The organism is Geodermatophilus chilensis (genome assembly GCF_002802985.1).
GTDB lineage: Bacteria > Actinomycetota > Actinomycetes > Mycobacteriales > Geodermatophilaceae > Geodermatophilus > Geodermatophilus chilensis.
In genome coordinates this window covers 15,906-42,858 of record NZ_NVPT01000020.1, presented here as the reverse complement: position 1 = coordinate 42,858, position 26,953 = coordinate 15,906, and the positions used below count along the sequence as shown (strand labels likewise).

The 26,953-nt window shown below is 74.3% G+C and carries 29 protein-coding genes; 16 read left to right on the top strand and 13 right to left on the bottom strand.

The annotated features are described in order from the left end of the window. Positions 1 to 241 precede the first annotated feature (241 nt). Both CNO22_RS27495 and CNO22_RS05460 read left to right on the top strand, forming a co-directional pair. A complete protein-coding gene (locus tag CNO22_RS27495; protein WP_157936816.1) occupies positions 242 to 406 on the top strand; it encodes a hypothetical protein in 165 nt (54 codons plus the stop codon). Next, entirely contained in the window at positions 403 to 726 is a 324-nt protein-coding gene (locus CNO22_RS05460; protein ID WP_100498324.1) for a hypothetical protein, read from the top strand. Before CNO22_RS27495 ends, CNO22_RS05460 begins: the two co-directional genes overlap by 4 nt. 99 nt (positions 727 to 825) lie before the next feature. On the opposite strand, the gene CNO22_RS27490 is transcribed toward CNO22_RS05460, so the two are convergent. Then, positions 826 to 1,143: a hypothetical protein gene (locus CNO22_RS27490; protein ID WP_157936815.1), complete on the bottom strand. Its 318-nt coding sequence runs from the start codon at positions 1,141 to 1,143 to the stop codon at positions 826 to 828. A gap of 459 nt (positions 1,144 to 1,602) precedes the next feature. Here CNO22_RS27490 and CNO22_RS05455 point away from each other — a divergent pair, with 459 nt between their 5' ends. From CNO22_RS05455 to CNO22_RS05430, 6 genes are all read left to right on the top strand, one after another. Then, on the top strand, positions 1,603 to 1,947 hold the full coding sequence (locus tag CNO22_RS05455) for a terminase (protein WP_100498323.1): 345 nt from the start codon (positions 1,603 to 1,605) through the stop codon (positions 1,945 to 1,947). Beyond that, a complete protein-coding gene (locus tag CNO22_RS05450) occupies positions 1,944 to 2,276 on the top strand; it encodes a hypothetical protein (RefSeq protein ID WP_100498322.1) in 333 nt (110 codons plus the stop codon). The genes CNO22_RS05455 and CNO22_RS05450 overlap by 4 nt, the downstream gene beginning before the upstream one ends. Next, on the top strand, positions 2,273 to 2,458 hold the full coding sequence (locus CNO22_RS05445; protein ID WP_100498321.1) for a hypothetical protein: 186 nt from the start codon (positions 2,273 to 2,275) through the stop codon (positions 2,456 to 2,458). The genes CNO22_RS05450 and CNO22_RS05445 overlap by 4 nt, the downstream gene beginning before the upstream one ends. A gap of 249 nt (positions 2,459 to 2,707) precedes the next feature. Continuing rightward, a complete protein-coding gene (locus CNO22_RS05440) occupies positions 2,708 to 4,141 on the top strand; it encodes a phage major capsid protein (RefSeq protein WP_100498320.1) in 1,434 nt (477 codons plus the stop codon). A gap of 11 nt (positions 4,142 to 4,152) precedes the next feature. Continuing rightward, complete coding sequence (locus CNO22_RS05435) at positions 4,153 to 4,383, top strand: hypothetical protein (RefSeq protein WP_100498319.1); 231 nt, start codon at positions 4,153 to 4,155, stop codon at positions 4,381 to 4,383. Positions 4,384 to 4,712: 329 nt separating this feature from the next. Next, positions 4,713 to 4,979 carry a hypothetical protein gene (locus CNO22_RS05430; RefSeq protein WP_100498318.1) on the top strand — a complete coding sequence of 89 codons (267 nt, stop codon included), beginning with the start codon at positions 4,713 to 4,715 and terminating at the stop codon, positions 4,977 to 4,979. A gap of 16 nt (positions 4,980 to 4,995) precedes the next feature. Here the strand turns inward: CNO22_RS05430 and CNO22_RS05425 are convergent, their stop codons facing one another. Beyond that, positions 4,996 to 5,280: a hypothetical protein gene (locus CNO22_RS05425; RefSeq protein ID WP_100498317.1), complete on the bottom strand. Its 285-nt coding sequence runs from the start codon at positions 5,278 to 5,280 to the stop codon at positions 4,996 to 4,998. A gap of 712 nt (positions 5,281 to 5,992) precedes the next feature. Then, positions 5,993 to 6,787: an esterase/lipase family protein gene (locus CNO22_RS05420; RefSeq protein WP_198588119.1), complete on the bottom strand. Its 795-nt coding sequence runs from the start codon at positions 6,785 to 6,787 to the stop codon at positions 5,993 to 5,995. A 183-nt stretch (positions 6,788 to 6,970) separates the two neighbouring features. On the opposite strand from CNO22_RS05420, the gene CNO22_RS05415 reads away from it, so the two are divergent. Next, positions 6,971 to 7,885 (top strand): alpha/beta fold hydrolase, encoded by a 915-nt coding sequence (locus CNO22_RS05415; protein WP_100498316.1) that lies wholly within the window; start codon positions 6,971 to 6,973, stop codon positions 7,883 to 7,885. A 3-nt stretch (positions 7,886 to 7,888) separates the two neighbouring features. On the opposite strand, the gene CNO22_RS05410 is transcribed toward CNO22_RS05415, so the two are convergent. The 4 genes from CNO22_RS05410 to CNO22_RS05395 form a co-directional block, all read right to left on the bottom strand. Further along, positions 7,889 to 8,887, bottom strand: coding sequence for an NAD-dependent epimerase/dehydratase family protein (locus tag CNO22_RS05410; RefSeq protein ID WP_100498315.1), 999 nt, complete (start codon positions 8,885 to 8,887; stop codon positions 7,889 to 7,891). 58 nt (positions 8,888 to 8,945) lie between these two features. Then, the gene (locus tag CNO22_RS05405; RefSeq protein ID WP_232806810.1) at positions 8,946 to 10,349 is read right to left on the bottom strand and encodes a WS/DGAT/MGAT family O-acyltransferase; all 1,404 of its coding nucleotides are present in this window, start codon (positions 10,347 to 10,349) and stop codon (positions 8,946 to 8,948) included. Positions 10,350 to 10,489: 140 nt separating this feature from the next. After that, a complete protein-coding gene (locus CNO22_RS05400; RefSeq protein WP_100498313.1) occupies positions 10,490 to 11,404 on the bottom strand; it encodes an alpha/beta fold hydrolase in 915 nt (304 codons plus the stop codon). Positions 11,405 to 11,433: 29 nt separating this feature from the next. Next, on the bottom strand, positions 11,434 to 13,416 hold the full coding sequence (locus tag CNO22_RS05395; RefSeq protein ID WP_100498312.1) for an FUSC family protein: 1,983 nt from the start codon (positions 13,414 to 13,416) through the stop codon (positions 11,434 to 11,436). A 122-nt stretch (positions 13,417 to 13,538) separates the two neighbouring features. Between CNO22_RS05395 and CNO22_RS05390 the strand changes: the two genes are divergently transcribed. The 6 genes from CNO22_RS05390 (at position 13,539) to CNO22_RS05365 (ending at position 18,787) form a co-directional block, all read left to right on the top strand. Next, positions 13,539 to 14,042, top strand: coding sequence for a GNAT family N-acetyltransferase (locus tag CNO22_RS05390; RefSeq protein WP_100498311.1), 504 nt, complete (start codon positions 13,539 to 13,541; stop codon positions 14,040 to 14,042). A 47-nt stretch (positions 14,043 to 14,089) separates the two neighbouring features. Then, positions 14,090 to 14,911: a Nif3-like dinuclear metal center hexameric protein gene (locus tag CNO22_RS05385; protein WP_100498310.1), complete on the top strand. Its 822-nt coding sequence runs from the start codon at positions 14,090 to 14,092 to the stop codon at positions 14,909 to 14,911. Between the two features lie 65 nt (positions 14,912 to 14,976). Beyond that, entirely contained in the window at positions 14,977 to 15,273 is a 297-nt protein-coding gene (locus CNO22_RS05380) for a DUF3311 domain-containing protein (RefSeq protein WP_100498309.1), read from the top strand. A 3-nt stretch (positions 15,274 to 15,276) separates the two neighbouring features. Beyond that, the gene (gene mctP, locus CNO22_RS05375) at positions 15,277 to 16,914 is read left to right on the top strand and encodes a monocarboxylate uptake permease MctP (RefSeq protein WP_100498308.1); all 1,638 of its coding nucleotides are present in this window, start codon (positions 15,277 to 15,279) and stop codon (positions 16,912 to 16,914) included. Positions 16,915 to 16,923: 9 nt separating this feature from the next. After that, positions 16,924 to 17,664, top strand: a complete 741-nt coding sequence (locus CNO22_RS05370) for a zinc ribbon domain-containing protein (protein WP_100498307.1) — start codon at positions 16,924 to 16,926, stop codon at positions 17,662 to 17,664. Between the two features lie 28 nt (positions 17,665 to 17,692). After that, positions 17,693 to 18,787, top strand: coding sequence for a bifunctional RNase H/acid phosphatase (locus tag CNO22_RS05365; RefSeq protein ID WP_100498306.1), 1,095 nt, complete (start codon positions 17,693 to 17,695; stop codon positions 18,785 to 18,787). A gap of 18 nt (positions 18,788 to 18,805) precedes the next feature. Here CNO22_RS05365 and CNO22_RS05360 read toward each other — a convergent pair whose 3' ends face one another. Further along, a complete protein-coding gene (locus tag CNO22_RS05360) occupies positions 18,806 to 20,152 on the bottom strand; it encodes an aspartate aminotransferase family protein (protein WP_198588118.1) in 1,347 nt (448 codons plus the stop codon). An 83-nt stretch (positions 20,153 to 20,235) separates the two neighbouring features. Here CNO22_RS05360 and CNO22_RS05355 point away from each other — a divergent pair, with 83 nt between their 5' ends. Continuing rightward, positions 20,236 to 21,288 carry a phosphotransferase gene (locus CNO22_RS05355; protein ID WP_157936814.1) on the top strand — a complete coding sequence of 351 codons (1,053 nt, stop codon included), beginning with the start codon at positions 20,236 to 20,238 and terminating at the stop codon, positions 21,286 to 21,288. Positions 21,289 to 21,329: 41 nt separating this feature from the next. Here the strand turns inward: CNO22_RS05355 and CNO22_RS05350 are convergent, their stop codons facing one another. The 5 genes from CNO22_RS05350 to speB form a co-directional block, all read right to left on the bottom strand. Continuing rightward, positions 21,330 to 22,136: an amino acid ABC transporter ATP-binding protein gene (locus CNO22_RS05350; protein WP_100498304.1), complete on the bottom strand. Its 807-nt coding sequence runs from the start codon at positions 22,134 to 22,136 to the stop codon at positions 21,330 to 21,332. Next, positions 22,136 to 23,107 carry an amino acid ABC transporter permease gene (locus CNO22_RS05345; RefSeq protein ID WP_100498303.1) on the bottom strand — a complete coding sequence of 324 codons (972 nt, stop codon included), beginning with the start codon at positions 23,105 to 23,107 and terminating at the stop codon, positions 22,136 to 22,138. Before CNO22_RS05345 ends, CNO22_RS05350 begins: the two co-directional genes overlap by 1 nt. Further along, positions 23,104 to 24,069 carry an ABC transporter substrate-binding protein gene (locus CNO22_RS05340; protein WP_100498302.1) on the bottom strand — a complete coding sequence of 322 codons (966 nt, stop codon included), beginning with the start codon at positions 24,067 to 24,069 and terminating at the stop codon, positions 23,104 to 23,106. Before CNO22_RS05340 ends, CNO22_RS05345 begins: the two co-directional genes overlap by 4 nt. Positions 24,070 to 24,210: 141 nt before the next feature. Further along, positions 24,211 to 25,842: a thiamine pyrophosphate-binding protein gene (locus tag CNO22_RS05335; RefSeq protein WP_100498301.1), complete on the bottom strand. Its 1,632-nt coding sequence runs from the start codon at positions 25,840 to 25,842 to the stop codon at positions 24,211 to 24,213. After that, positions 25,839 to 26,831, bottom strand: coding sequence for an agmatinase (gene speB, locus CNO22_RS05330; RefSeq protein WP_100498300.1), 993 nt, complete (start codon positions 26,829 to 26,831; stop codon positions 25,839 to 25,841). Before speB ends, CNO22_RS05335 begins: the two co-directional genes overlap by 4 nt. Between the last annotated feature and the right edge of the window lie 122 nt (positions 26,832 to 26,953).

Genomic DNA, 26,953 nt, shown 5'->3' with positions numbered 1-26,953 from the left:
TAGACTGTTTTTTTTTTCAGGCAGACGAGTGCATACGAGTTGTAGTACGGTCTCGTGGGCTCGGAGATGGGTATAGGAGACAGGTCGGCGACCGCCCGCCGCCGTCGAGCCCGACCCGCTGCCCGTCCTCCCCGCCGTCCAGTGGCGCCGGGCGGTCGCCGACAGCGGCCTGCCGCGCGACGTCAAGGTCGTCGCCGCCCGGCTGACCGACTTCGGCGTCGACACCGACACGGCGATCCCGATGCCGCCGACACTCGACCTCGCCGAGGCGGCCGAGACCAGTCACAGCATGGTGCTGCGGAGCCTCACTGCGTTGGTCGCGGCCGGATGGGTGAAGCGGGGGGCCACCGCCGACGGCACCCGCGTTGTGGTCCTCACCGACCCCCGGCCCGGGGTCGAGCTGTGACCGCCCGCAGGCCGCGCACGCCGCGGGACCCGGCGGAGGAGGAGCGCCGCGCCCGGTCGGACCTCTACACCGGCATCGCCAGGGCCGTGCAGGTCGTCGGCCTCTACGGCGGCTACGAGGACATCCCGCACCTGATGGCCGAGTACGACCCGGCCGAGCTGAATCCGCCGGAGTGCGCGCGGGCGTTCGAGATCGACAACCTGCGGGCCGCGGCGCGGTTCGTGGCCGAGCTGATCGCCTGGGCGGAGGCCCGGGAGGCCCGCCTGCGCTGCCCGACGTGCGGGTGGATGCGGCCCGACGAGACCAGGGGCGCCCGGTGATGCGTCACGTGACGGAAGTAGAGGGGCGGCTGGCGCCCCAGGTACCGGCGTGCACCCCACGGACAGGCAGCGGCCCGCACAGCGGGCAGGCGAGGCACATCACGGCGACACGCCGACGACACGAGACACCACGACGACGACGACGCGCAGCAGCAGCAGCACGACGAGCAGCGCGACCAGCACCAGCAGCAGCGCGAGCCGCTGCGAGATCGATGTCTCGACGAGACCTGGATCTCGCAGCGAGCAGCACCAGCGCAGCGCGACGCGAGTGCGACAGCGACCGAGCGACGACGACAGCGACTTGCCACGCAGCCGATCACGACGACCACGACAGCGACCACGACAGCGACAGCGACGACAGCTGTCCGATTTCGGACAGCTGACTACGAAGGACGCCGACGATGACAAGATCACCAAGAGGTAATCGCCGAGCCCGAGCCGAGCGCGAGGCCCAGCAGCCCCAGCCGGAGGACGCCGGGCAACCGGGCCACCACCCGCCGGACCTCGGACGCTCCCTCGGGCCCGACACGGCCGACCTCGGGTCCCAGGACGCCCAGGCCACCCGCCGACACCTCGGGGCGTGCTGCCCGACCTGCTACGCGCCACTCGACCGGCACCCGCGACTGCGGCGGGACGCCCGGTGTCCCGACTGCCGTGCTGGCCTCGGCCGCCGCCGCTCTCGCCGCGTCCCCGCCGAGCAGGCCGACAGCCTCGCCGCGGACCGGTGGGCGCGCCGGCCCGGCCACTGACCAACCGGCCCGGGGTGCACAGGAGCCCCCCGGGGGGTGGGGTCGCGACGTGATCACGCGCGCCCCGGCCGACCCCGCCGGTCCCGCGAACCACACACACAGACCTGAAACCGTCCTGGGAGGACCCATGAGCGCCAAATCGCCCGTGAGCGGCCTCGCACCGGCTGGCCGACGGCTCTGGCGGAAGGTCACCGCCGACTACGACCTGGCCGAGCACGAGCGGGCCGTGCTGTTGGCCGCCTGCCGCACCGCCGACGTCCTGGAGCGGCTGGAGGCCGAGGTCGCCGCGGTGGACCTGGCCGACTGGCCGCGGGCCCGGGGGCTGCTGGTCGAGGCCCGGCAGCAGCGCATCACGTTGGCCCGGCTGATCGCCGCGCTGCGGGTGCCCTACGAGGACGACGACGAGGCGCCGGAGGCCCGGCCGCGGTTGCAGCGCCGCGCGGCCCGCGGCGTGTACGGGGTGCAGTCGTGAAGTCGACGAGGCGGCGGAAGCCGCTGAGCCCGGAGGAGTTCGTCCGCCTGGTGCCGCCGGGGATGCGCGTCTATCCGCGGACGGCCGAGGAGGTGGCGGCCGGCGAGAACGACCGCGAGCGGTTCCAACGGTGGCGGGCCGCGTGGCGTGCGTGGTGCGCCGCCGCCGGGGTGTCGAGCCTGGACGTGTTCCGGGCCGTGCACTGGTCCTACATGCCGGGCGAGTGCCCGTGGCAGCTCCCGACACCGGCGCGCACCCCGGACCCGACGGTCGGGCCGTGGGCGGAATGGATCGAGTACGTCGAACGGCGACGGAGGGAACGACGGTGACGGGGCCGGTGGAGTGGCTGCCGCCCGACGGCGAGGCCCTGGTGCACGAGATGACCGAGGCCCTGGCCGCCGGGGACGGGCCGCGGGCGAGGGAGCTGGCCGTCGTCATGGCCGAGCGCATGGTCAGTCTGTCGGCCGAGGTCGCCCTGTTGGAGCTGGCCGCCGACGACGACGACGTGTAGGGCTCACCGGTTGGGGGCGGATCCGCCCCCACCTGGTCCTGTCGGCGCCCTCGTCTATGATCACGGCGAGGTCTCCGGCCCAGGGGTCGGCGGACCGGCAGTGCACCGCCGACCAGGGCGCCCCATGGGGCGTCCGAGCCGCCGGAGCCGTGGCGCCCATGTGGCGTCCAGCCTCCCGCGGGGCCGCCGGATCGAGAGGCGCAGCGATGACGCGCGCCCCATTCCGACTCCCCGTAGGAGGGACCCCCTGTGTTGACCCAGGAAGACCGCGACCGCCGGATCGGCGAGCTGCGGCACGAAACGATCCGGCTCGCCGGCTATGAGCGGCTGACGGCCGCCCAGGAGGCCCGGAGCCGCGAGGCACACGCCGAGCTGTACAAGCTCGAGCGGGAGGACGCGCTGGCCCAGGTGGTCGCGGGCCGTTCCAAGACTGCGACCGTCATGTCCGGCGGCGACGACTACGGCGTCCCGCCGAGGACCCCCGCCCGCGCCGGGAAGTTCACCGGCGACCCGTGGGCCGAGCCGGTGGCCGAGCTGCGCGCCGGGGTCAAGCCCGGGGTGCTGCGCGGTCAGGCCCTCACGGCGATCGAGCGGTGTGAGGCCCTGCCCGACGCCGTCCGGCAGCGGGTGACGGTGGACGTGGAGGCCGACGACGACCCGGCCGCCGGTCTGGCCCGGGCCACGGTGGAGCTGTCCCAGCCGGCCTACAGGAGCGCCTTCCTGCGCTGGCTGGCCGATCCCCAGCACGGGCACTACGAGTGGAGCCCGGAGGAGCGGGCCGCGGTGCGCCGCGTGTCCACCCTGTCCCGGGCCATGTCGCTGGGCGTGCCCGGCGCGGGTGGCTACCTGGTGCCGTACGAGCTCGACCCGGCGATCTTGATCAGCTCGGCCGGGTCGGCGAGCCCCATGCGGCAGGTGGCGCGGGTGACAACGACCGCGAGCAGTGAGAAGCGGTTCGTCACCAGCGCCGGGGTCACCGCCTCGTGGGATGCGGAGCTGGCCGAGGTCGGCGACGACAGCCCGAGCCTGCTCAACCCGGCCGTGACCGTCCACAAGGGTGCGGCGTTCGTGCCGGTGTCGATCGAGCTGTTCGAGGACTCGGCCGACCTCGGCCAGCAGATCGGCGCGCTGTTCACCGACGCGAAGGCCCAGCTGGAGGCGGCCGCGTTCACCCTCGGCACCGGCACCGGCCAGCCCCGCGGCGTGATCACCGCGGTGTCGGCGGTGCCCGGGTCGGTGCTCGCCACCGGCACCAACGCGCTGGCCGCGGCCGACGTGTTCGCCAACCAGGCCGCCCTGCCGGCGCGGTGGCGCCCCCGGGCGCGGTTCATGTGCAACTTGAGCGTGCTCAACGGCTTCCGGCAGCTGCCGGTGGCCGCGGGGCTGAATGACAGCCTGGTGGACGACTCCGGGCCGGTGCCGCGGATGGCCGGCTGGCAGGTGGTGGAGAACTCGCACATGGACGGCGCCCTGACCGCCACCTCCCCCGACTATGCGCTGCTGAGCGGGGACTTCACGCAGTACGCCATCGTGGACAGGATCGGTACGACCGTCGAGGTGATCCCCCACCTCATGGGTCCCGGGCGGACACCGATCGGCGCCCGCGGGTTCTACATGCACTGGCGGACCGGCGCGGACGTGCTCATCCCCGACGCGTTCCGTCTGACGAACTACTCCGGCTGAGAGGTCACATCATGGCGAGCAGGACGAAGGCGCCGGAGTCCGGCGACCGGCAGACGCAGACCGACGAGTCCGGGGAGGTGTTCGAGGTGCTCACCGAGGCGCCCAACGGGCACCGCACGGTCCACCGGGTCCGCGCGAAGGACCGGGCCGCGGCGGTGAAGGCGGTCACGCCCGACCTGGCCGACGGGACGCAGGTGCTCGGCGTCGCGGTCGGCGGGGCCGGGCTCGGCTCCGGCGACTGACAGGAGTCCTCCGCGGCGTCAACGTCACCTGCGCCCCTTCGGTCTCGGCATCCATCAGTCGGGGGCCGCGGGATCGATGGTCGGGGAGGGGATCCTTCAGCCCCCCGGCGATCCGTCCAGCGCCGCGGGGTACGACCCGGGGGCGTCCGCGTGCGTGGTGCGTGCCGCGCGGGCGGGCCCCGGGCACAACCCACCCGGCGGGCGGCCTCTGTCGTCGTCGCCGCCCGCCGGGCCGGGGCACCCACCCACACAGCACCGGGCCCCGCCGTCGTGATGACGGCGGGGCCCGGTGCGTGCCCGGTCCCGGCGGCCGGGGCCATGCTGGACACATGACCTTCCGGCAGCGCCCCCAGCGCCTCGCCGACCTCGAGCGTGAGCTGACCCCGGCCGTGGTCCGTGCGATCCTCGCCGTCCGCGACGAGCGCGGAGTCCCGCTGGCCCAGGCCACCCGGACGGTCGCACGGGCATGGTTCGACGACGCCAAGGACCAAGGGCTGAGCGTGTTCGCCGCGGACGAGGTCATGCAGCTCGTCCGCCGCATCGGCGCCGGCATCGACGCACCCGAACCCGCGCGGCTGCGGTTCTTCCCGCGCTGAGCCGCGCCGGCCGGGGTCAGGCCGCTGAGCTCGCGTCCAGCTGGCCCAACGTGCACAGGTCGCACGGGCCGGGCCGCCACGTGAGCTCCCCGCAGGTCGCACAGCGGGTCTCCAGCGCGGCCCTGATCCCGTCCAGCGCCTCGGCGGACAGCAGGATCAGCGCCGTGTCGTCGCAGCTGGTCTGTACGTGGCCGGCGAGGACGTCGGCGAGCAGCCCGAGGAGGCGGTCACGGTCGTCCGCGAGCTGCTGCACCGCGGCGACGGCATCGGCGGGGGTGTGGGTGGTGTCTACGGTGCTCATTGGGTCCTCGACTCTCGTGCGGGGTTGGGGATCAAGGCCCCGCTCAGGTGGTCACGCACCGGGCGGGGCCGCCCTCGATCGTGCCCGCGGCCACCGACCATCAACAGAGACGAAGGTCACCGATTGTGACTGAATCAGATACACCGCGTGTCTGAACGATTGAGACAGGACCCGCCTGGGAGGGGCAGCGCCCCATGCGGCGACCGACTCAGATTGGGACCGGAGTAACGGAACGGTGCCGTCAGGTCACCAGTAGTGTGCCCAAGATGCAGAACAACACCCGCGTCCGCCCGACCGACACCGCCTGCCCGCGCTGTGGCGATCCGCTTCAGGTGAGGGAACGAGCAATCACCGTGGCCGAGCAGTCCGAGCCGGTGGGCTGGGCCGCCGAGCGCCGGTTCTGTGCGAACAACTGCATGTACACGGCGGACGAGGTCCAGTAGTCGTCCTGACCGTCGCACCAGGAGGGCTGGGCCGCCGAGGTCCGCCCTCCGGCGCCGAGCGACCACGTAACAGTGCCGCTTTCGCTCCCCGGTCACCTGTAAACTCCGAGGTCAGCACAGCGCTTACGCCGGTACTGCTTACAAGCGAGCGGTCGCCGGTTCGATCCCGGCCGCGCCCACCGTGTACCCGCCCGCCGAGTGGCGAGTTGCAGTGGTCCCACGCCCGTGGAGACCACGACAGCTCACCACTCGACGTCGTGCGCACGAGCTCAGGCTGCGGCGGCCGCGTCGGTCAGCGGCGCCGGGACGTCGGGGCGCGGGAAGGCCGGGCGCAGGAACACCGGCGGCCGGAACGGCTCCCAGGTGCCCTCGGGCTGGGCGAGCCGGTCGGCGATGGCCCAGAGGGCGGCCGGGTGGTGGCCGAGGCCCAGGTGGCTGGCCATGACGGCGATGTTCTCCGAGCGCCGGCCGGGGGTCTCCAGGCAGGTCTGCCAGTGCACGATGCCGTCGTAGTGCGAGTAGATCGACGTCGCGGGCACCGGGAGGGGTGAACCGTCGGCCTCCAGCGGCAGCGAGCGGTGCTCGACGTGCAGGTGCGAGTACCGGTCGAAGACCCGCGAGGCGCGGCTCTGGCTGTGCCGGGTGAGCCGGAACGGGCTGCCCAGGGTGATCACCTGGCGCACCGAGTCCGGCGTCCGGCGGGCGAGGTCGCGGGCGAAGATGCCGCCCAGGCTCCAGCCGACCAGGGACAGCGGCCGGCCGTAGCGGTCGCTGAGGTCGTCGATGCGGTCGCGCATGCCGGCCACGCAGGCGGCGGTCGGGCCGATGTTGCGGCCCAGCCGCCAGCCGTGCACGCGGTAGCCCAGCCGGCGCAGCGTCGCACGCAGCACCCGCGTCGAGGCGTCGTCGGCCATGAACCCCGGCAGCACGAGCACCGGGTGCCCGTCACCGTGCGGCAGCCGCGGCATCAGCGGCCGCGCCGCCAGGTACAGGCCGAAGTCGGCCACCGCCCGGCCGGGTTCGCTCAGGTAGAGCGGCAGGGCCGGTCCATCGCCTCGCGTCACGTCGTCCTCCTCGTCAGCCGGCCGTCGTGGGCGGCCGCCGTGCAGGTACCACCGGGTACTGCTCCTGACACTCCGGGGCGGCCCCTGATACACCCATCGGCAGCCTGGCTGTGGGGTGTGACACATCTGGCCGCCCCGGGCCCCGGGGCGGGGATGGCGACGTCGGCGTGGCACGGTACAGGCATGGACGCCCAGACCGAGGCTGGGGGCACCCCCGGGCACAGCCGCACCGTGGACCTCGACGGCCCGGTGCACCACGTCGACTTCGGCGGTCGCGAGGACGGCCCCACCGTCGTCCTGGTGCACGGGCTGGGCGGCTCGCACCTCAACTGGGACCTGTTCGCCCCGCTGCTCACCCCGCACGCGCGGGTGCACGCCCTGGACCTGCCCGGCTTCGGCCGCAGCGAGCCGGGGGAGCGGACGGCCAACGTGCGCGACAACGTCGTGGTCCTCGACCGCTTCATCCGCGAGGTGACCGGCGGGCCGGTGGTGCTGGTCGGCAACTCGATGGGCGGGATGGTCTCGGTGCTCGAGGCGCAGCGCTCGCCGGCGAAGGTCAGTGGCCTGGTGCTGGTCGACCCTGCGCTGCCCGGTCCGCGGGGGCGTCCGGACCCCCGGGTCGCGGCGGCGTTCGGGCTCTACGCCCTGCCCGGCGTGGGGGAGCGCTACCTGGCCTCCCGGCGCCGGGAGCGGGGGGCGCGGGCCACGGTCCGCGAGCTGCTCGAGCTGTGCGGCGTCGACCCCGACGCCGTCCCGCCGTCGCTCGTCGACCGCTCGGTCGCGCTGGTCGACCAGCGACGTGACGTCGCCGGCATGGACCGCGCGTTCCTCACCGCGGCGCGGTCGCTGCTCCTGCTGCTGGCCGACCCGCGGCTGCTGCGCCGCGCCATGGCCGGCGTGCAGGTGCCGGTGCTGCTCGTGCACGGCGACCGCGACCGGCTGGTACCGGTCTCGGTGGCGCGCGACGTCGCCCGGCGGCACCCGGACTGGCGCTACGTCGAGCTGTCCGGCGTCGGGCACGTGCCGCAGCTGCAGTGCCCCGAGCTGCTGGCCGAGCACGTGCTGGCGTGGTTGCCGGCGGTCGCGCCGGCGCCCTGAGGCTCAGGCCAGCGTCGCCCGGAGGGCCTCCCACCCGGTGTAGCGCGGCCGCCAGCCCAGCTGCTGCTTGGCCTTGGCGGTGTCCATGATCACCGGGCGGCTGGCCGCCTCCACCCACTCGGCGGCCGGCGGCAGGAACGGCAGCCGGGCCACGGCGCGGGCGGCCAGCTCGGCGGGCGCGGCGGGCACGGGGATCGGCAGCGCGCCGAACTCGCGGGCCACGTCGGCGACGGTCAGCACGCCGTCCCCGGCGATGTTGTAGGCGCCGGGCGGGCCGGCGGCGACAACGCACAGCTGCAGCGCGCGGCCGACGTCCTCCTCGTGCACGACCTGCAGCCGCAGCCCCGGGGCGACCACCGGGATGGTCACCGGCAGCCGCCGCGGCCGGCCGAAGAGCCGTCGGCCGAGCGGTGCGAGCGGGCCGGGCAGGACGTCCTTGGCGCCGACGGCGTTCGGACCCAGGACGATCGACGGGCGCAGCAGGTACAGCGCGAGGCCGGGCGTGGTGGCCGACTCGGCGCCGAGCAGCTGCTCGAGCTCGGCCTTCTCCTGCGCGTAGAACAGCCGGGCGGCAGGGCGCACCGGCCAGTCCTCGGGGATCGGCTCGGGGTTGTCGGGGTGCCAGCCGTAGGCGGCCACCGAGGAGGCGTAGACGAACCGCCGGGCGCCGGCGCTCGCCGCGGCGCGGAAGACGTTCAGCGTGCCGTCGACGTTGATCGCCCGGGTGGTCTGCCGGGAGGCGTTGCCGGTGATGAGGAACGCCAGGTGGACGACGACGTCGGCGCCGGCGAAGGCCTCCTCCAGGGCCGCGGGGTCGCGGACGTCGCCCCGCCGGTACTCCATCTTCGTCCAGCCCCGCTCGGCCGGGTCGAACGGCCGGCGGGCGATGCCGACGATGCGCGTCACGCGGTCGTCGGCCTGCAGGAGCGGGACGAGGCCGTTGCCGAAGGTCCCCGTGGGACCGGTGACGGCGACGGTGAGGTCGGTCTCGGGGGCTGCCACGCCGACCGGCTACCCGGCCGTCGCGGCAGCGAACCGGCGGATCGCGGCGGCCGACCGGTCAGGTCGCGGCGCTGGCGGGGGTGGCCGCTGAGGCTGCCTCGAGCAGCTCGCTCACGCCCGTGCAGATGCCACGGGAGAGGACGTCGACGTCGGGGAAGGCGTCGAAGTCGGCGTTGATCCCGAAGGTCATCGAGCTCAGGTAGGAGAAGATCCCGATGGAGACCCGGGTGCCGCCGGCGATCGGCACGTAGGCGTGCGCCGAGCACATCCGGCGGCCCAGCACGTAGAGCGGCACCCGCGGCCCGGGCACGTTGGTCGTGACCGCCTGGCACCACATCTGCCCGGCGGCCAGCGCGGCCCGCACGCCGAGGGCGAGCATCGTCGGCGCCACGAAGTCGCCCATCGCGATGATCGAGCGGGCGTCGACGGTCTGCATGCGCCTCTTGTGCTCGTCCATCTGCCGGCGGACCGAGGTCAGCCGCGCCACCGGGTCGGGCTCGCTGACGGGCAGGTCGACGAAGACCGCGGAGATCTGGTTGTCCAGCTGCCCGTGCTGGTCGGGTCGCCGGACCGACACGGGCACCATCGAGCGGACCACCAGCCCGTCCCGCAGGGACCCGCGCCGCTCGAGCAGGTCGCGGAAGCCACGGGTGATGGCGGCGAGGACGACGTCGTTGACGGTGCCGCCGAGCGCAGTCCGGACCCGCCGGAGGTCCTCGAACTCGGCGTCGGCCCAGGCCCAGCGCCGGTGCGGGCCGATCGGCCCGTTGAGCGAACGGGCGGTCGGGGTGGCCACCTGGCGGGCCGTCCTGGGCATGGTGGCGGCCAGCGAACGGCCGGCCTTCACGGCGGTGCGGCCGGCACCGCGGACCCCGCCCGCGCCCGGCAGCCGGGTGAGCTCGCGCAGCGGGTGGGTGACGGCGTCCTGGACCGCGCCGGCGACCACCTCGAGGGACGACGGGCTGCGCTGCGGAGTCCAGTCCTGCGGCTCACTGTGGGTGGCGTCGGGCGTCAGGTCGAACATCAGCTGCATGAGCTCGCTGCCGGCGACGCCGTCGACCATGCAGTGGTGCACCTTGGAGATCAGCGCCCAGCGGCCGTCCTCCAGCCCCTCGACCAACCACAGCTCCCACAGCGGCTTCGCCAGGTCCAGGCGCTGGCCGAGGACGCGGCCGGCCAAGTTGCGCAGCTGTTCCTCGCCGCCCGGGCTCGGGACCGCGGTGTGCCGGACGTGGTAGAGGATCTGGAAGTGGGGATCGTCGATCCACAGCGGCCGGCCCAGGTCCAGCGGCACCCGTCGGACCCGCTGCCGGTAGCGGGGCACCATCGGGAGCTTGCTGAGCAGCAGCCGCACGACGTCGCCGTAGGAGGGTGCGGGCCCCTCGAACACCGCGACGGAGCCCACGTGCAGCGGCGTGTCCTCGCTCTCCGCGTAGTAGAACCCGGCATCGGTCGGACTCATGCGGTCCACGGTCAGCTCCTCCCACCCCGCCTCGTCCGGGCCGGCCGTCGTCCCAGCTCCGCGGGGGGCCACGGGAACGCCGTCGCCCCCTCGGGGTGGCCCCTACCCGACCACGTGGTCGCGGTCACGTCCACCGGAGGTCAGGCTGCCCGGGCCGCGTGCTCCGCGCGGTCGAGCAGCCGGAGGAAGGCCGCGTCGACGGTCGCGGTGCGGGTCAGGTTGACGCTGTGGCCGGCGCCGTCGACGACGACGAGCTCGGCCGACGGGCCGATCTCCTCCGCCAGCCGGCGTCCGTGGCCGAGCGGGGTGAGCCGGTCGTGGGTGGCGGCGACGACGGTGACCGGCACGCGGCCCAGCACCGGCAGCGCGGCGTACTCGTCGTGGTCGAGGAGGGTCGCGTAGAACGCCATCGTGACCGGCAGCGGCGTCTCCTCCAGCAGGTCCTGCACCTTCCGGACCTGCTCCGGGTCGGCGTCGTCCCTGCCGAACAGGTAGCGGCGGGTGTACCAGCGCCCGATCCGGGTGCCGCGGCGGCGGAAGCGCTCCAGCAGCGGCGCCCACAGCTGCAGCAGCCAGAGGTAGACCGGCAGCAGGCCGAGCGCACGCAGCACCCGGACGCCGAGCCCGACCGGCCCGTCGCTCACCAGCCCGCCGGCGGAGGTGGCCAGCAGGAAGGCGCCGACGACGCGGCTGCTGAACAGCTCGGGGCGCTGCCGGGCCAGGGCCAGGACGCTCATCCCGCCCATCGAGTGGCCGGCCAGCACCACCGGCCCCTCGGGGACGACGGCGTCGAGCACCTGGCCCAGGTCGCGGCCGGTGCGGTCGATCGTGGCGCGGGTCAGCGGTGTCCAGCCGGAGCGACCGTGCCCGCGCTGGTCCCACAGCACCAGCCGGGCCCGGCCGCGCAGGGCCTCGCGCTGCAGGTCCCACTCGCCGAGCCGGGCGGTGAACCCGTGGCTGAGGACGACGGTCAGGGCGGCGTTCTGGACACCGTCCACCTCGACGTGCAGGTCGACGCCGTCGTCGGTGCGGACGGTCAGCTCGCGCGTGGTCACCCGGCCATCCTCACCCGGGTGCGGCCGGCCTACTCGTCGGCGACGGCGGTGCCGGGACGGCGGCCGGGGGCGGCGTCGCGGACCAGCCGGCGGGCGGCGTCCACCTCGCGGGCGACCGGCGCGAGCACCCCGTCGGCGTGGATCTCGGCGTCGTCCGGCGGCCGGTGGGCGCGGATGTCCTCCTCAAGCTCGCGGATGGCGCGGCGTAGGACCGCGACCTGGGCGAGGTCGGGCGCCGGCTCGCCGTGCCGGATGGCGATGACGGCCTCGGTCACGGCGTCCGACGTCCGTTCCAGCTGCACGATGACCGGCCAGAATGCGGCCGCGCGGGTGCTCACCGGCGGCGGCTCGGCCAGTCGGCGCTGCAGCTGGGTGTGCAGCTCGGTGAGCGTGCGGTAGCTGCGGCGGCGGGCGCGGCGCCGCTCGGCCGGGCTGCCGGTGAAGGCGGCCTCCACGAACTCGTCGAGCGCGTGGGCGGCGTCGCGCAGCGCCTCGTCCAGCGGCGCCCGCCAGGTCTGCGGCCACAGCAGGTAGCCGAAGACCAGCACGATCGCGCAGCCGATGAGGGTGTCCAGCAGCCGCGCGCCGACCAGCCCCGGACCGCCGGGCAGGGCGACGTCGAGCAGCAGGATGATCAGCGGCGTCTGGAAGACGGAGAACAGGCCGAAGTTGGCGCCGCGGGCCCACGGCAGCAGCGCGGCGGCCGCGGCCATGGCGACCAGCACCCACGCGTCGCGCGGCAGCACGGCGAGCAACAGCGAGCCGATGAGGACGCCGACCAGCGTGCCGGCGCCGCGCTGGACCGCCCGGGTGAACACCGACCCGAAGTCGGGCTTGAGCACGATCGCGACGGTCAGCAGGACCCAGTACGGCCGCTCGATGGGCAGGTACTGGCGGGCGATCTCGGCGATCGTCATGCACAGCGCCAGGCGGACGGCGAACGCGCGGGTGTCGGGGCTGCCCAGGGTGCGGTCGGCGAGCTCGCGGAGGCGGGAGCGCAGGTCCAGGCGCGGCTGGGGCACCGCGGCGCCGGCCCGCTCCTCGGGGTCGCCGACGACGTTCCACGCCAGCCGCAGCCCGTGGCGCACCGCCCGCCGGGTGGGCTCGCCCTCCTCCAGGGGCTCCGGCCGCTCGCCGGGCAGCTCCTGCCTGCCGGCCACCGCGGCAGCGAGGGCGTGCACGGCGCCGACGTCCTGCGGGTCGGCGGGCGCCCCGGCGCGCGCGGTGGCGACCGTGCCCTCGACCAGGGGCGCGGCCGCGTTGAGGACGCCGGCCAGCTCGGAGAGCTCGCGGCTGCGTCCGGCGGTGCGGCTGCGCGAGCGGATCACCCGGTCGTAGGCGTCGTTGAGCGCGGTGGTCAGCTCCCGCCGCGCCTCCTCGGCCTGCGGCGTCCCGGCCGCGGCGAGCAGCTCGCCGATGCGGGTGAACACGGTGGCGACCGCCGTCCGGTCGGGGTCGTTGGGCTCGGTCGCGTACTGGACGAGCGTGGTGAGCGTGGCCCACGCCGCCCCGGCGACGAAGCAGCCGACCTCGGCGGCGGGGGAGAGCGGGGTGACCAGACCCGAGGCGAGGGCCGTGTAGACGAGCAGCTGGAGGGCGCCGAGGGACAGCGCGGCGTTGACCGCGCTGACGAAGGCCGCCAGCGCGGCGGCGAGGGCGACGACGACCACCGGCAGCCACCCGCCGCCGGAGGCGAACTGGCCGACGACCAGCCCGATGCCGCCGAAGACCGTGGCCGCGGCGGTGCGGCGCAGCCGGTCGCGCAGGGGGCCGCCCTGCGGGGCGAGGCTGGCGGCGAGCGCGCCCGTGGTGGCGAACACGCCCGCCCCGAGCACCGGGCCGGGCTCGATGCCGCCCTCGACGGCGACCGCCACGGCGAGGGGCGCGGGCACGGTCACGGCGAAGCGGACGACGTCCCGCCAGGGCACCGGGGGAGGCGTCGTGCGCACCAGCTCCTCGAGCCAGGCCGGTGCACGCAACCCCCGCTCCGCCACGGTGTCCCAGCTTTCCACCCCGCGGACCGTCGTCCCGGGGCGACCGGCCGGTGGGGTGTGGTCGCGGTGCCTGCCTCGCCCGGGGGAGGCCGCCGTCGCGCAGTGCCCTCCCGCGGCCCCACCCCTGGGATGCTCCGCGCGTGGGCGGTGTCGTCGTCCGGGTCGCGTCGGCCGCGGACCTGCTGGAGGTGCCCGCCGTCGAGGCGGCGGCCGACGAGCTGTTCCGGGAGCGCGGCGTGCTCGACCTGCCGGCCGCGGCTCCCGCAGCCCTGCGTGCCGGGGCGTGGCGGGTGCTGGTCGTCGGGCGGCCGGTGGTCGGGTTCGCCGTCCTGGAGCGGGTGGACGGCGAGGTGCACCTCGAGCAGCTGTCGGTGCACCCGTCGGCCATGCGGCAGGGTGTCGGCAGGGCACTGCTCGAGGCCACGGTGTCGATGGCCTGGGTGGTCGGCGCGCGGCGGGTCACGCTGTTGACCTATGCCGACGTGCCGTGGAACGCGCCCTGGTACGCCCGGCACGGGTGGCAGGTGACCGACGACCTCGGACCCGAGCTGCGGGCGCTCGCCGAGCACGAGGTGGAGCTGGGCCTGACCCGGCACGGCCGCCGCGTCGCCATGGCCCGGCCGGTGCAGCCCCGGTCCGTGTAGCCCCCGGTCCGGCGGCCGGGCCCGTCGGCTGGCCTAGTCTCCGGCCGGTGACCGTGACACTGGGGGAGGCCGTCGCCGCGCTGGAGGCGCGCTACGACCCCGCGCTGGCCGAGGACTGGGACGCCGTCGGGCTGGTCTGCGGCGATCCGGACGACCCGGTGGAGCGGGTGCTGTTCGCCGTCGACCCGGTGGCCGCCGTCGTCGACGAGGTCGTCGGGACCGGTGCCCAGCTGCTCGTCACCCACCACCCGCTCTTCCTGACCCCGGTCCACGGCGTACCCGCGGACGACCCCAAGGGTCGCCTGGTGCACCGCCTGGTCCGGGCCGGCGCCGGCCTGTTCGTCGCACACACCAACGCCGACCGCGCGCCCGACTCCGGCGTGAACGACGCCCTCGCCGCCGCGCTCGGCCTCACCGGCACGGCCCCACTCCAGCCGGCCGCCACCGACCCCCGCGCCGGGCTCGGCCGCGTCGGCCGACTGCCCGAGCCGGTGACCCTCGCGGAGTTCACCGAACGGGTGGCCGCGGCCCTGCCCGGCACCGCCGGCGGAGTCCGCGCGGCCGGGGACCCCGGACGCCGGATCGAGACCGTCGCCGTGTGCGGTGGCAGCGGCGGCTCGCTGCTCCCGGCGGCGGCCGCCGCGGGGGCCGACGTCCTCCTGACCAGCGACCTCCGGCATCATCCCGCGTCGGAGGCGCAGGAGAAACTAGGCCCGGCACTGTGTGACGTGGCACACTTCGCCTCCGAGTGGCCCTGGCTGCCCGTCGCGGCCGACGTCCTCGCCCGCGACCTCTCCGGCCGGGTGGAGGTCGCCGTGTCCCGGCGGCGCACCGATCCGTGGACGATGCACGCCGGGGCCAGCCGCTGACCCGGTCGCAGCCGCGACCGGACGACGACGTCCGGGGGCCGGCCCCCGGAGGAGGAGGCCGGCCGATGAGCGCGGGGACCAGACCGCCGACGGATCCGCGTACGCGGGACCTCGCGCCCGTCCGCAGCGACCGCAGCCCGTGGAACTGGCTCCTGCTGGTCCCGATCGTGGTGCCGCTGCTGGTCCCGCTCTACAACCGCGAGGAGCCGACGCTGTTCGGCTGGCCCTTCTTCTACTGGATGCAGCTGCTGTTCGTCGGCCTCGGCGTCCTCACCACCGTGGTGGTCTACCGGGCCACCCGTCGCGGCCGGACCGACTCCGCCACCACGCGCGGCGGCGACGCACGAGACCAGGAGCGCTGATCCGTGGACGGAGTGAACGTCGTCGAGCTGAGCATCGTCATCGCCCTGTTCCTCGTCGTGACGGTGATGGGGTTCGTCGCCGCCCGGTGGCGCCGGGCCGAGGACCTCATGCACCTGGACGAGTGGGGCCTGGGCGGCCGCAACTTCGGCACTTGGGTCACCTGGTTCCTGCTGGGTGGCGACCTCTACACCGCCTACACCTTCGTCGCCGTGCCGGCGCTGATGTTCGGTGCCGGTGCGGCGGGCTTCTTCGCCGTCCCGTACACCGTCGTCATCTACCCGCTGGTCTTCCTGGTGGTGATCCGGCTCTGGTCGGTCAGCCACGTGCGCGGGTTCGTCACCCCGGCCGACTTCGTCCGCTCCCGGTTCGACTCCCCGGGCATGGCGCTGCTCGTCGCACTGACCGGCATCGTCGCGACGATGCCCTACATCGCCCTGCAGCTGGTCGGGATCGAGGCGATCCTCAAGGCGATGGGCGTCGAGGGCGAGCTGCCCCTCATCGTCGCCTTCGTCATCCTGGCGCTCTACACCTACAACTCCGGACTGCGCGCCCCCGCGCTCATCGCCTTCGTCAAGGACACGCTGATCTACCTGACGATCATCGTCGCGGTGATCGTGATCCCGGTGAAGCTGGGCGGCTGGGACGCCATCTTCGGCGCGGCCGAGGAGAAGTTCTCCGCAGGCGCTGGGGTGCTCCTGCCGGCGACCGGTCAGCTGGGCTACGCCACGCTGGCCCTCGGCTCCGCGCTGGCGCTGTTCCTGTACCCGCACACCCTCACCGGCGTCCTGGCCGCCAGTGGCCGCGACGTGCTCAAGCGGAACATGAGCGCGCTGCCGGTCTACAGCCTCGCGCTCGGGCTCATCGCGCTGCTCGGGTACATGGCGATCGCCGCCGGCGTCACGCCGATCGGCGGGGACGGCAACACGGTGGTGCCGGTGCTCTTCCAGCAGATGTTCCCCAGCTGGTTCGCCGGCATCGCCTTCGCCGCCATCGGCATCGGCGCGCTGGTCCCGGCGGCGATCATGTCGATCGCCGCGGCCAACCTGTTCACCCGCAACATCTACAAGGAGTTCCTCAAGAAGGACGCCACCCCGCACCAGGAGGCGCAGGTCGCCAAGGTGACCTCGCTGGTGGTGAAGGTCGGCGCGGTGGCGGCCATCCTCTTCATCGATCCGCAGTTCTCCATCGACCTGCAGCTGATCGGCGGCGTAATCATCCTGCAGACGCTCCCGGCGGTGGCGCTGGGCCTCTACACCCGCTGGTTCCACCGCGGTGGGCTGATCGCCGGCTGGTTCGCGGGCATGGCCGCGGGCCTGGTGATGCTCTACAACATCCCGCGGCTCGGTCCGGACGGCACGGTCGTGCGCGAGCACTTCGGCGGTTCGTCGTTCGCCTTGGCCAAGCTGGGTCTGGACGTGACGGGCACCATCTACGCCGGCTTCCTGGCGCTGCTGGCCAACCTGGTGGTCGTCGTCCTCGTCACCGTGCTGCTGCGGGCGATGAAGGTCGACGCCGGCATCGACGGGACGGCGGAGACGGACTACACCGCCGAGCGAGGGGACCCGACCTTCCGGGAGCTGCCCGACCCGCTGGAGTCGGCGCCGCCGGGAGCGACGGGGGAGCCCACTGCCCGCAGGTAGGTTGAGCGGGTGAAGGCCGACCACTTCGACCAGCAGAAGCTGCTGGCCCTCGCCGCGGAGGACATCGCCCTGGGGCAGCTGGCCCACCGCCGGCGCACGCTCCCGGAGAACGCCGCGGTCACGTCCGCGGCCGAGAAGGAGCGGGAGCTGGCCGCCGCCGTGGTGCGCGCCGAGACCGAGGCGCGCGACCTGCAGCGGGAGGTCAAGCGGCTCGAGGGCGACGTCGAGACGGTGCGGGCGCGGGCGGCCCGCGACCAGGGGCTGCTGGACTCCGGCAGCGTCTCGGCCAAGCAGATGACCGACCTGCAGCACGAGATGCAGTCGCTGGCGCGGCGGCAGTCGGACCTGGAGGACCAGGAGCTCGAGCTGATGGAGCAGCTGGAGACCGCCGAGGCCGCCCTCGCCGAGGCCCGGCAGGGGCACGAGGCGGCGCGGGCCGAGTTGGAGCGCGCCGAGCAGCTGCGCGACGACGCCCTGGCCGACATCGCCGACGGGACGGCGCAGCACGAGGCCGCCCGCGCCGACGCCGCCGCCCGCATCCCGGCCGACCTGCTGGCGCTCTACGAGCGGATCCGCACCCAGACCGGCGGTACCGGCGCGGCGGTGCTCAAGGCGCGCCAGTGCCAGGGCTGCCGCATCGAGCTGAACGGCCGTGAGCTGGCCGCCGTGCGCAACGCCGACCCGCACGAGGTGGTGCGGTGCGAGAACTGCGGCCGGGTCCTCGTGCGCACGGCGGAGAGCGGCCTGTGACCCCGTTCCCGCGGAAGGAGGGCCGCCGGTGACCCGCCGCTTCGTCGTGGAGGCCGACGGCGGGTCGCGGGGCAACCCCGGCCCGGCCGGCTACGGCGCCCTGGTGCGCGACGCCCGCACCGGGAAGGTGCTCGCCGAGCGGGCGGAGTCGGTGGGCCGGGCGACCAACAACGTCGCCGAGTACGGCGGCCTGGTCGCCGGGCTGCAGGCCGCGCTCGACCTCGACCCCACCGCCGACGTCGAGGTGCGGATGGACTCCAAGCTCGTCGTCGAGCAGATGTCGGGTCGCTGGAAGGTCAAGCACCCCGACATGCAGAAGCTGGCGCTGCAGGCCCAGCAGATCGCCCGGCAGCTGGGCAGCGTGCGCTACACCTGGGTGCCGCGGGCGCAGAACGGCGCCGCCGACGCGCTGGCCAACAGCGCGATGGACGGCCGGCCGGTGCACCGCGACGCCGCCGCGGAGCCCACCACCGCGGGGGACGACGTCCAGCCGGTGGCCCCGCGCGCGCCCGCCGTTACCACCGTCACGCACCTGCTGCGGCACGGCCGCACCGAGCACACGCCGGAACGCCGGTACAGCGGCCGCAACGACCTGCCGCTGTCGGCCACCGGCCGCGCCGAGGCCGAGGCGGCGGCGAAACGGGCCGGCGAGCTCGGCATCGACGTGATCGTGGCCTCGCCGCTGCGCCGCACCCAGGAGACCGCCGAGGTCGTCGGCGCGGAGCTGGGGCTGCCCGTGCAGTACGACGACGACCTGGTCGAGCTCGACTTCGGCGACTTCGAGGGCCTCACCGCCGGGGAGGCGAAGCAGCGGCACCCGCTGGCCGCCCGACGGTTCGCCGGGGACATCACCGTCGCCGCACCGGGCGGGGAGTCGATCGCCGACGTCAGCGAGCGGGTGGCCCGTGCCCGGGCCCGCATCCTGCGCGGGCACGCCGGGAAGACGGTGCTCGTCGTCTCCCACGTCACGCCGATCAAGCTGCTGCTGGCCGCCGGGCTCGACGTACCCGACGACGTCGTCCACCGGGTGTTCCTCGAGGCGGCGTCGTTCAGCACCATCGCCTGGCGCTCCGACGGGCACGCCGCCGTCCGGCTGGTCAACGACACCGGCCACCTGAGGTGAGCCCCGCGCGGCGCGGGATCAGCCCGGCGTCTCCAGCATGGAGAGCGCCGCGCTGAACTCCGTCAGGAAGCGCTCGGCATGCGGATTGTCGAAGACCAGCGGCGGCCTGATCTTGAGCACGTTGCCGTGCCGACCGGATGCGCTGATCAGGACCCGTCGCCGGCGCAGTTCGTTGACCAGGAAGGCGGCTGCTCCGGCGTCCGGTGTGCGGCCGGTCCGGTCCCGCACCAGCTCGACGGCGAGGAAGAGGCCGGCTCCTCGGACCTCGCCGATCCGCTCGTGGTCCACCGTGAGCCGCCGCAGCTCGTCGAGGAGGTACCGGCCGACCCGGGCCGTGTGCGGGATCAGGTCCCGGGTCTCGATCTCGTCCAGCACGGCGGTGGCTGCCGCGATGCTCACCGGGTTCCCGGCGAACGTGTTGAAGTAGCGCACGTCGCGGCCGAAGCGGTCGAACAGGGACGGCTGACCCACCACGGCCGAGATGGGGAGGCCGTTGCCCATCGGCTTGCCGAGGACCACCAGGTCGGGGGCGACGGCGTGGCGGGGGAACCCCCACCACCCGGTGCCCAGTCGGCCGTAACCCGGCTGGACCTCGTCCGCGACGTAGACGCCTCCCTTTCGGTGCACCAGGTCGACGGCCGAGCGCAGGAAGCCGGCGGGGTCCAGCTGGAGACCGTCGCTGGACAGGCAGGAGTCGACCAGCAGCCCGGCCAGGGCCGCGCCCCGCTGCCGCAGGGTCTCGATGCCCTCGGCGACCCGGGCGGCGAAGGCCTGTTCGATCGTGGCCGGATCCTCCCTGAGCTGGTCGGGGGCGTCGACGAGGACGACGTGCCGGGGGATCGGGTTGTTCGGGCCGAGGCTGGGTGAGACAGCGGCCGCGGCCCGGGTCGTGCCGTGGTAGGCGTGGCTCGTCACGATCCAGCCGTCGGCTTTCGTGTGGTGCTCGGCGATCCGCAGGGCCAGGTCGACTGCCTCGCTGCCGCTGCAGCAGAAGATGACCTGCTGCAGGTGTGGGGGGAAGAGGGCAGTCAGGCGCTCGGCGTAGTCGACGACCCCGTGGGTCAGGTACCGGGTGTGCGTGTTGAGCCGGCCGAGCTGGTCGGCCACCGCCTGCTGCACCCGCGGGTTGGAGTGCCCTACGGCCGGCACGTTGTTGTAGACGTCGAGGTGGTCGCGCCCCGCGGCGTCGAACAGCAGCGTTCCCTCGCCCCGCACCGCTTCCAGTGGTTCCTCGTAGAAGAGCCGGTAGGGAGCGCCCAGCACGCGCTCCCGTCGCTCCAGGAGCGCGGCGGCCGAGGGCGGCAGGGTGCTCCGGGGGGCAGAGGGGTCGTAGCTGTTGGCCATGTGCATGCGCTGCGGCGTCATGGGCTCTCCGGGATTGCCCCTCCCGTGCGCGACGGGCAGGATCGTTGATCGACAGTGTGTCAGGCTCGACCGGCGGGGGGCCCGTGGGCGCGGTCGCGGGTGAGCCCTGCCCGGAGCCGGCGGCCGGGCGCGTCCTCGACCTCCCCGTCGAGCAGGTGCGGGGCCTCGTCCGGGAGCGGTACGGCCTGCGGCCGCAGCGGATCGAGCGCGTCGAGGGTGAGCTGGCCACCATCTGCCGGCTGGAGGACGACGCCGGCCGCGGCTTCGCGGTCAAGGTCAGCCGTGACGAGGGGGAGCAGCGCGCGGCGGTCGAGTGGCGCACGGCCGTGATGGCCCGGCTGGCCGGACAGGGGCAGCCTGTCCCCGGCATCCTCACCGACCGCAGCGGGTCGGCCGTCTCCGTGACCCATGTCGGGGGGACCCCCGTCCTGGTGGTCGTCGAGGAGTGGCTGACCGGCCTCCCGCTGCACGCCGCCGAGGTCGACCGGACCCTGCTGCACGAGATCGGCACCACCGCCGCCCGCCTGTCCGCAGCGCTCGCCGCGGCGCCTCCGCCGCCCCCCGGCCTGACCCACGTGTGGGAGGCCTCGCGCGGGCAGCGCACGATCCTGGAGGCGCTGCCGGACGTCCCCGACCCGGCCACCCGCGACCTCGCCGTCGCGGCCGCCGAGGGGTTCGCCGCCGACGTGGCGCCGCAGCTGGCCGAGCTGCCGCGCACCGTCGTGCACCAGGACCTCCACGACGCCAACCTCCTCGTCGGGCAGGTCGACGGACGCCCTCGGGTGACCGGTGTCCTGGACTTCGGCGACATGCTGGACGGGCTGCGGGTGGCGGAGCTGGCGGTGGCAGCGGGCTACGCGGCCCGGCTCACCGGCGATCCGCTGCAGGGGCTGCTCGACGTGGTGGCGGGCTGGGGGAGGGAGGCGTCCCTGAGCGAGGCGGAGGCGCAGGTCGTCCTGCCGCTGGCCCGGACCCGGCTGGCGGTCAACGCCACGGTGTGGGCCGCCCGCTCGTCCGGGACGCGGGCCGCTTACGCGGCCGCCCGCTCCGCGCGGTCGGTGCCGGCCCTTCAGGCGCTGTTGGCCGCCGACCGGGACGCCGTGGCCGCCGAGGTCCACCGGCTGACCCGCGCCTGACCCCGCCCGCCCGGCGGTGCACCGGCAGGCGGGCGGAGCCGTCACAGCACCTTGCTGAGGAACGAGCGGGTGCGCTCATGCTGTGGCCGGCCCAGGACGTCGGCGGGCGTGCCCTCCTCGACGACGACCCCGCCGTCCATGAAGACGACCGTGTCGCCGACCTCGCGGGCGAAGCCGATCTCGTGCGTCACCACGACCATCGTCATCCCGCCGGCGGCCAGGCGGCGCATGACGTCGAGCACCTCCCCGACCAGCTCCGGGTCCAGGGCCGAGGTCGGCTCGTCGAAGAGCATCAGCTTGGGCTGCATCGCGAGGGCGCGGGCGATCGCGACCCGCTGCTGCTGCCCCCCGGACAGCTGGAGCGGGTAGGCGGAGGCCTTGTCGGCCAGACCGACCTGGGCCAGCAGCTCCCGCGCGCGCTCCCGGGCCTCGGCCTTGGGCTGGCGCAGGACCCGGGTGGGCGCCTCGATGACGTTCTGCAACACCGTCATGTGGGGGAACAGGTTGAAGCGCTGGAACACCATGCCCACCCCCCGGCGCTGGTGGGCCACCTCGTGCTTGGGGAGCTCGTACACCTTTTCGCCCTTCACCCGGTAACCGACGAGGTCCCCGTCGATCCGGACGGTCCCGGCGTCGACCCGTTCGAGGTGGTTCAGACAGCGCAGCAGGGTGGACTTGCCCGACCCCGAGGGGCCGAGCAGGCAGGTGACCTCGCCGGGACGTACCCGCAGGTCGACCCCCTTGAGGACCTCCAGGGACCCGTAGGACTTGTGGATGCCGAGCGCCTCCACCATGAGGCGCTCGTCTCCCGACCCCGTGGCGGCCTCCGCAGTCAAACCGGTCGTCATCAGCGTGCCCCCCTCTCCTCGGACGGCGGCACCGGCGCCGCGATCGCGCCGGCGTCGTGGTTGCGGCCCGGCCGCAGGTCCGTGGCGATCCGCCGGAGGACCGACGACCGGCCCTTGGCGTGCGCACTGCCCCGCAGGAAGCGGCGCTCGAGCAGCGCCTGCCCGGCACTGGCGATCGTCGTCAGGACCAAATACCAGATGCTGGCGACGATCAGCATCTCCAGGCGGGTGAAGTCGGTGGCGCCCACGGCCTGGGCCTGGGTGAGCAGGTCGCCGGCACCGATGACCGCGACGAGCGAGGTCGTCTTCAGCAGCGTCACCAGCTCGTTGCCCGTCGGCGGGATGATCACCTTCATCGCCTGGGGCAGGACGATCCGCCGCAGTACCAGGCCACCGGTCATCCCGAGTGCCTCGGCGGCCTCCCGCTGGCCACTGTCCACGGCGAGGATGCCGCCGCGGACGATCTCGGACATGTACGCCGCCTCGTTGAGGGCCAGCGCCAGCAGCGCGGCCGTGAACGGGGTGATGAGGTCGTTGGTCGAGACGCTGAGGCTGCCGAACCCGAGCTGCGGGAAGAACAGCGCCAGGTTGAACCAGATGAGGATCTGCACCAGCACCGGGGTGCCGCGGAACAGCCACACGAAGGCGCCGCTGATGCTCCTGAGCAGCAGGTTGTCCGACAGCCGCATGACGGCGACGACCACGCCACCGACGACGCCCAGGACCATGCTGGCCACGGTCAGCCAGATCGTGGTGACCAGGCCGTCGAGGATCGCGTCGAAGAAGATCCGGGACCCGATGACGTCCCACTGGATCGTCTCGTTCGTCGCCACGGCGCGGACCAGTAGGGCCAGGAGCGCCACGCACACCGCGCCGGCCACCCACTGCCCGTAGTGGCGGACCGGGACGGCCTTCAGTGCGCCCGGTCCCGTGGCGGCCGTCGGGGTGCGCGACGGCGTGGCCGCGGTCACTGCGTGCCGGCGTTGATCGTGGCCTCGTCGACCGCGCCGGACTCCAACCCGTGGGACTCCAGGATCTCGGTGTAGGTCCCGTCCTCGATCAGGGACTGCAGCGCGGCCTGCCAGGCGTTGCGCAGTTGGGTGTCTTCCTTGTCGAAGACGTAGCCGAGCGGGCTCGGGAAGAGGGGCGCGGTGTTGGCCACCTCGAAGGCGTTGCCGCCGGCGATCTGCGCGGCGTTGTAGCGGCCGACCGGCTCCTGGGTGAAGCTGGCCACCGCCCGCCCGCTCTGCACCTGGAGCAGGGCGTCCTGGTCGGTCGGAAGGGCCGTGATCTCGATCGGGTCGGCGGCACACTCCTCCTGGTTGAACCGGTTGAGCAGCTCCTCCTGCGCCGAGGAGATCAGCACGGAGACCGGCTGGCCGCAGAGGTCCTCGACACCCGCGATGCCCTCCGGGTTGCCCGCGGCGACGACGATCGCCTGGCCGGCCAGGAAGTAGTCCACGAAGTCGTAGTTCTGCTGCCGGGCAGTCGTGTCGGTCACGGCGGCGGCGACCACGTCGAACCGGTCGCCGTCCAACGCCGGCAGCAGCCCGTCGAACGCGGTGTTGGTGAGCGTGTACTCGACACCCAGACGGCTGGTGATCGCGTCCAGGAGGTCCGGGTCGAGCCCGATGATCGTCTGGCCGTCCTCATCCAGGTACTCGTAGGGCGGGTAGAGGGCTTCGGTGCCGACCTCGAGCGTGCCGGCGTCGCTGATGTCGGCCGGGAGCATGGCGTTGAGCTCCGGGTCGGCCTCCACCTCCGCCACGGCCTCCCCGCCGGCCGTGGACCCCGCCGTGGACCCGGCCGCCGCGCCCTCCTCACCCCCGCTGTTGGACCCGCCGCCACAGGCGGCCGTGAACGCCGCGACGGCCAGTACCAGGGCGGCGCCGGGGAACGGGCGGGACGTCAGGGACGAGCGGCGAGCGGACATCGGATCTCCTCGGGTGGGTGGACTGGGGGTGTGCTCTGGTGGCAGATGGTGTGGACTCCCCGCCGGGAAGGGCAGGCGCCACGGTGGATCGCGACCGGACCGTGACCGGGTCGTGGCCCCGGGGCCGCAGTCGGTAGGGCATCAGGGCCCTCCGGTCGCGGCGGCCAGTGCACCGGCGTCGATCTCGACCACCGACGGCCCGTCGGCGTTGAGAGCCTGCAGGACGGCGGAGACGGCGTCCTCCACCGAGCGGACCTGTACGCCCCGCGCCCCCATGGCGCGGCCGACCGCGGCGAAGTCGGGGGTGTGCAGGTCGACCGCGAGCGGGGGGATGCCGGCCCGGTACATGCCGTCCCGGATCTCGGTGTAGCCGTGGTCGTTGACGACGACGACGGGCAGGGGCAGGCGTTGCTCGACCGCCGTGGCCAGCTCGGCGAGCGAGAACATCAGCGCGCCGTCCCCCACCAGGGCGAGCACCGGGCGTCCCGGGTCGCCGATCTTGGCCCCGATGGCCGCGGGTAGGCCGTAGCCGAGGGTCGCGTAGACGGTGGGGTACAGCAGCCGCGCCGGCTCGGGCACGGGCCAGAAGTGTGCCGTTCCGTAGTAGGTCACCTGGGAGCTGTCCCCGGCCACGATCGTCCCCGGCGGGACGGCGGCGGCCAGCGCGCGGTTGAGCTCGGCCCAGGGTCCCGCGTCGGGCGCGGCAGCCGCCGCGCAGTCCTGCCGGGTCCGCTGGGCCCGCGCGGGGCCGTCCGACCGGGGGCGGGCGACGACCGCGGGATCGGCGACCAGCAATCGGGTCAGGCGGCGGAGGACGGTCGCCGCGTCACCGTGCAGGCCGATGGTGGGGGTCAGCCGCTTCCGCAGTTGACCGGCCTCGACGTCCACCCGGATGACCGTGCCGGGCAGATCCGGCTCCCAGCCCCACAGCTCGGCGTCGGACAGGGCCGTGCCGACGACGAGCACCACATCGGCGGCGGTCAACAGGCGCTGCGCGGGCTCCAGCCGCACCGAAGCCCCCACCGAGAGGGGGTGCGTCTCGGACAGCACGCCCTTGCCGTTCACGGTCGTGACCACCGGCGCCTGCAGCAGCTCGGCGAGCGCACGGACGGCCTCGGCGGCGGCGACCGCGCCACGGCCGAGCAGCAGGGCGGGGCGTTCGGCCCCGGCCAGCCGACGGGTGGCGAGGACGAGGTCGTCGGCGTCGGGGCCGGGGTGGACGGGAGCGGTCAGCGGTCCGGTGTCCTCGCCGTTCCAGGCCTCGCTGAGGACGTCGAGTGGGACCTCGAGGAAGTGCGGGCGCTGCCGGTGGGTGCGCCAGTGCGCGAAGGACTCGTGGACGGCGGCGACCGCCTCTCCGGGACAGGAGACCCGCACCGCGCGCTCGGCCACCGCGGCCATGTGTCCTCGCTGGTCCCGCATCTCGTGCAGCTCACCGACGTCGGCGCCCTCGAGCCCGCGCGGGGGGCCGGGAGCCACCACGAGCAGCGGTACGGAGTCCGCGTGGGCGGTGCCCACCGGGGCGGCGACGTTGTTGACCGCGGGCCCGCTGGTGACGAAGCAGACGCCCGGCCGGCCCGTGGCGCGGGCGTACCCGTCGGCGGCGTACCCGGCGCCCTGCTCGGACCGCGTGGTGACGTGGCGCAGGGTGCTGCAGGCCAGCGCTCGGTACAGCTCGAGGCTGTGGGTGCCGGGGATGCCGAAGACGACGTCGACCCCCTCGGAGACGAGGGCGCCGACGACGGCCGAGCCCCCGTTGTGCACCGCGGTCATGCCTGGGCCAGCTCCTCTGCCACCGCCAGCCGGTCGCGGCTGTCCGCTCGCGAGCGCGGCGCCATGGCGGAGACCAGCTCGTAGGCCACGTGGGCGGCGGCGACGCCGGTGATCTGGGCGTGGTCGTAGGCGGGCGCCACCTCGACGACGTCGGCGCCGACGAGGCGCAGATCGGCGAAGGAGCGCAGCACCTGCAGCAGCTCGCGGCTGGTCAGCCCGCCGGCCTCCGGCGTCCCCGTGCCGGGCGCGAAGGCGGGGTCGAGGACGTCGATGTCCACCGACACGTAGACGGGCCGGTCGCCGACCCGGCGGCGGACCCGCTCGGCAATGCCGCGCCAGCCGATGTCCTCGGTCTCGTGGGCGGCCACGACCTGGAAACCGAGGACCTCGTCCTCGACCAGGTCCTGGTCGGAGTACAGCGGGCCACGGATGCCGACGTGCGCGCAGGCGGTGGCGTCGATGATCCCCTCCTCGGCGGCCCGGCGGAACGGCGTGCCGTGGGTGTACGGCTCGCCGAAGTAGGTGTCCCACGTGTCCAGGTGGGCGTCGAAGTGCACGACGGCCACCGGCCCGTGCCGCTCCGCCGCGGCGCGCAGCAGCGGCAGCGCGATGGTGTGGTCCCCGCCGATCGTGACCAGCCGGCCGCCACCGCTGCTCAGGTCGGTCGCCGCGGCCTGCACCTCCCGCACGGCGTGCTGGATGTCGAAGGGGTTGACCGCGATGTCGGCGGCGTCGACGACCTGCTGCTCGGCGAAGGGGGACACCCGCTGCACGGGGTTGTACGGGCGCAGCAGGCGGGAGGACTCGCGCACGTGGGAGGGGCCGAACCGGGCGCCGGGCCGGTAGGAGACCCCCGAGTCGAAGGGCACGCCGACCACGGCCACGTCGAAGGAGCTCACCTCGTCCAGCCGGGGCAGCCGGGCGAAGGTCGCCGGGCCGGCGTACCGGGGGACGCGGCTGGCGTCGACGGGGCCTCGCGGCTGGGTCACGGGTAAAGCCTCCTGGCGACGGGGGACGGCACGCCGGTCGGCGTGTGATAAACGGCACAGCGTCCGCCGACACGGTAGGGGCGAGATAGGCCCGCGCCTAGAACGGATCTGTACCGTCTGCT

What these genes read in the sequence shown, in the direction of transcription:
- CNO22_RS27495 (WP_157936816.1), top strand. Translation starts at nt 242, where the DNA reads ATGCCGCCGACACTCGACCTCGCCGAGGCGGCCGAGACCAGTCACAGC.
- CNO22_RS05455 (WP_100498323.1), top strand. Translation starts at nt 1,603, where the DNA reads ATGAGCGCCAAATCGCCCGTGAGCGGCCTCGCACCGGCTGGCCGACGG.
- CNO22_RS05435 (WP_100498319.1), top strand. Translation starts at nt 4,153, where the DNA reads ATGGCGAGCAGGACGAAGGCGCCGGAGTCCGGCGACCGGCAGACGCAG.
- CNO22_RS05430 (WP_100498318.1), top strand. Translation starts at nt 4,713, where the DNA reads ATGACCTTCCGGCAGCGCCCCCAGCGCCTCGCCGACCTCGAGCGTGAG.
- CNO22_RS05425 (WP_100498317.1), bottom strand. Translation starts at nt 5,280, where the DNA reads ATGAGCACCGTAGACACCACCCACACCCCCGCCGATGCCGTCGCCGCG.
- CNO22_RS05415 (WP_100498316.1), top strand. Translation starts at nt 6,971, where the DNA reads ATGGACGCCCAGACCGAGGCTGGGGGCACCCCCGGGCACAGCCGCACC.
- CNO22_RS05405 (WP_232806810.1), bottom strand. Translation starts at nt 10,349, where the DNA reads ATGAGTCCGACCGATGCCGGGTTCTACTACGCGGAGAGCGAGGACACG.
- CNO22_RS05380 (WP_100498309.1), top strand. Translation starts at nt 14,977, where the DNA reads ATGAGCGCGGGGACCAGACCGCCGACGGATCCGCGTACGCGGGACCTC.
- CNO22_RS05360 (WP_198588118.1), bottom strand. Translation starts at nt 20,152, where the DNA reads ATGACGCCGCAGCGCATGCACATGGCCAACAGCTACGACCCCTCTGCC.
- CNO22_RS05350 (WP_100498304.1), bottom strand. Translation starts at nt 22,136, where the DNA reads ATGACGACCGGTTTGACTGCGGAGGCCGCCACGGGGTCGGGAGACGAG.
- CNO22_RS05340 (WP_100498302.1), bottom strand. Translation starts at nt 24,069, where the DNA reads ATGTCCGCTCGCCGCTCGTCCCTGACGTCCCGCCCGTTCCCCGGCGCC.
- CNO22_RS05335 (WP_100498301.1), bottom strand. Translation starts at nt 25,842, where the DNA reads ATGACCGCGGTGCACAACGGGGGCTCGGCCGTCGTCGGCGCCCTCGTC.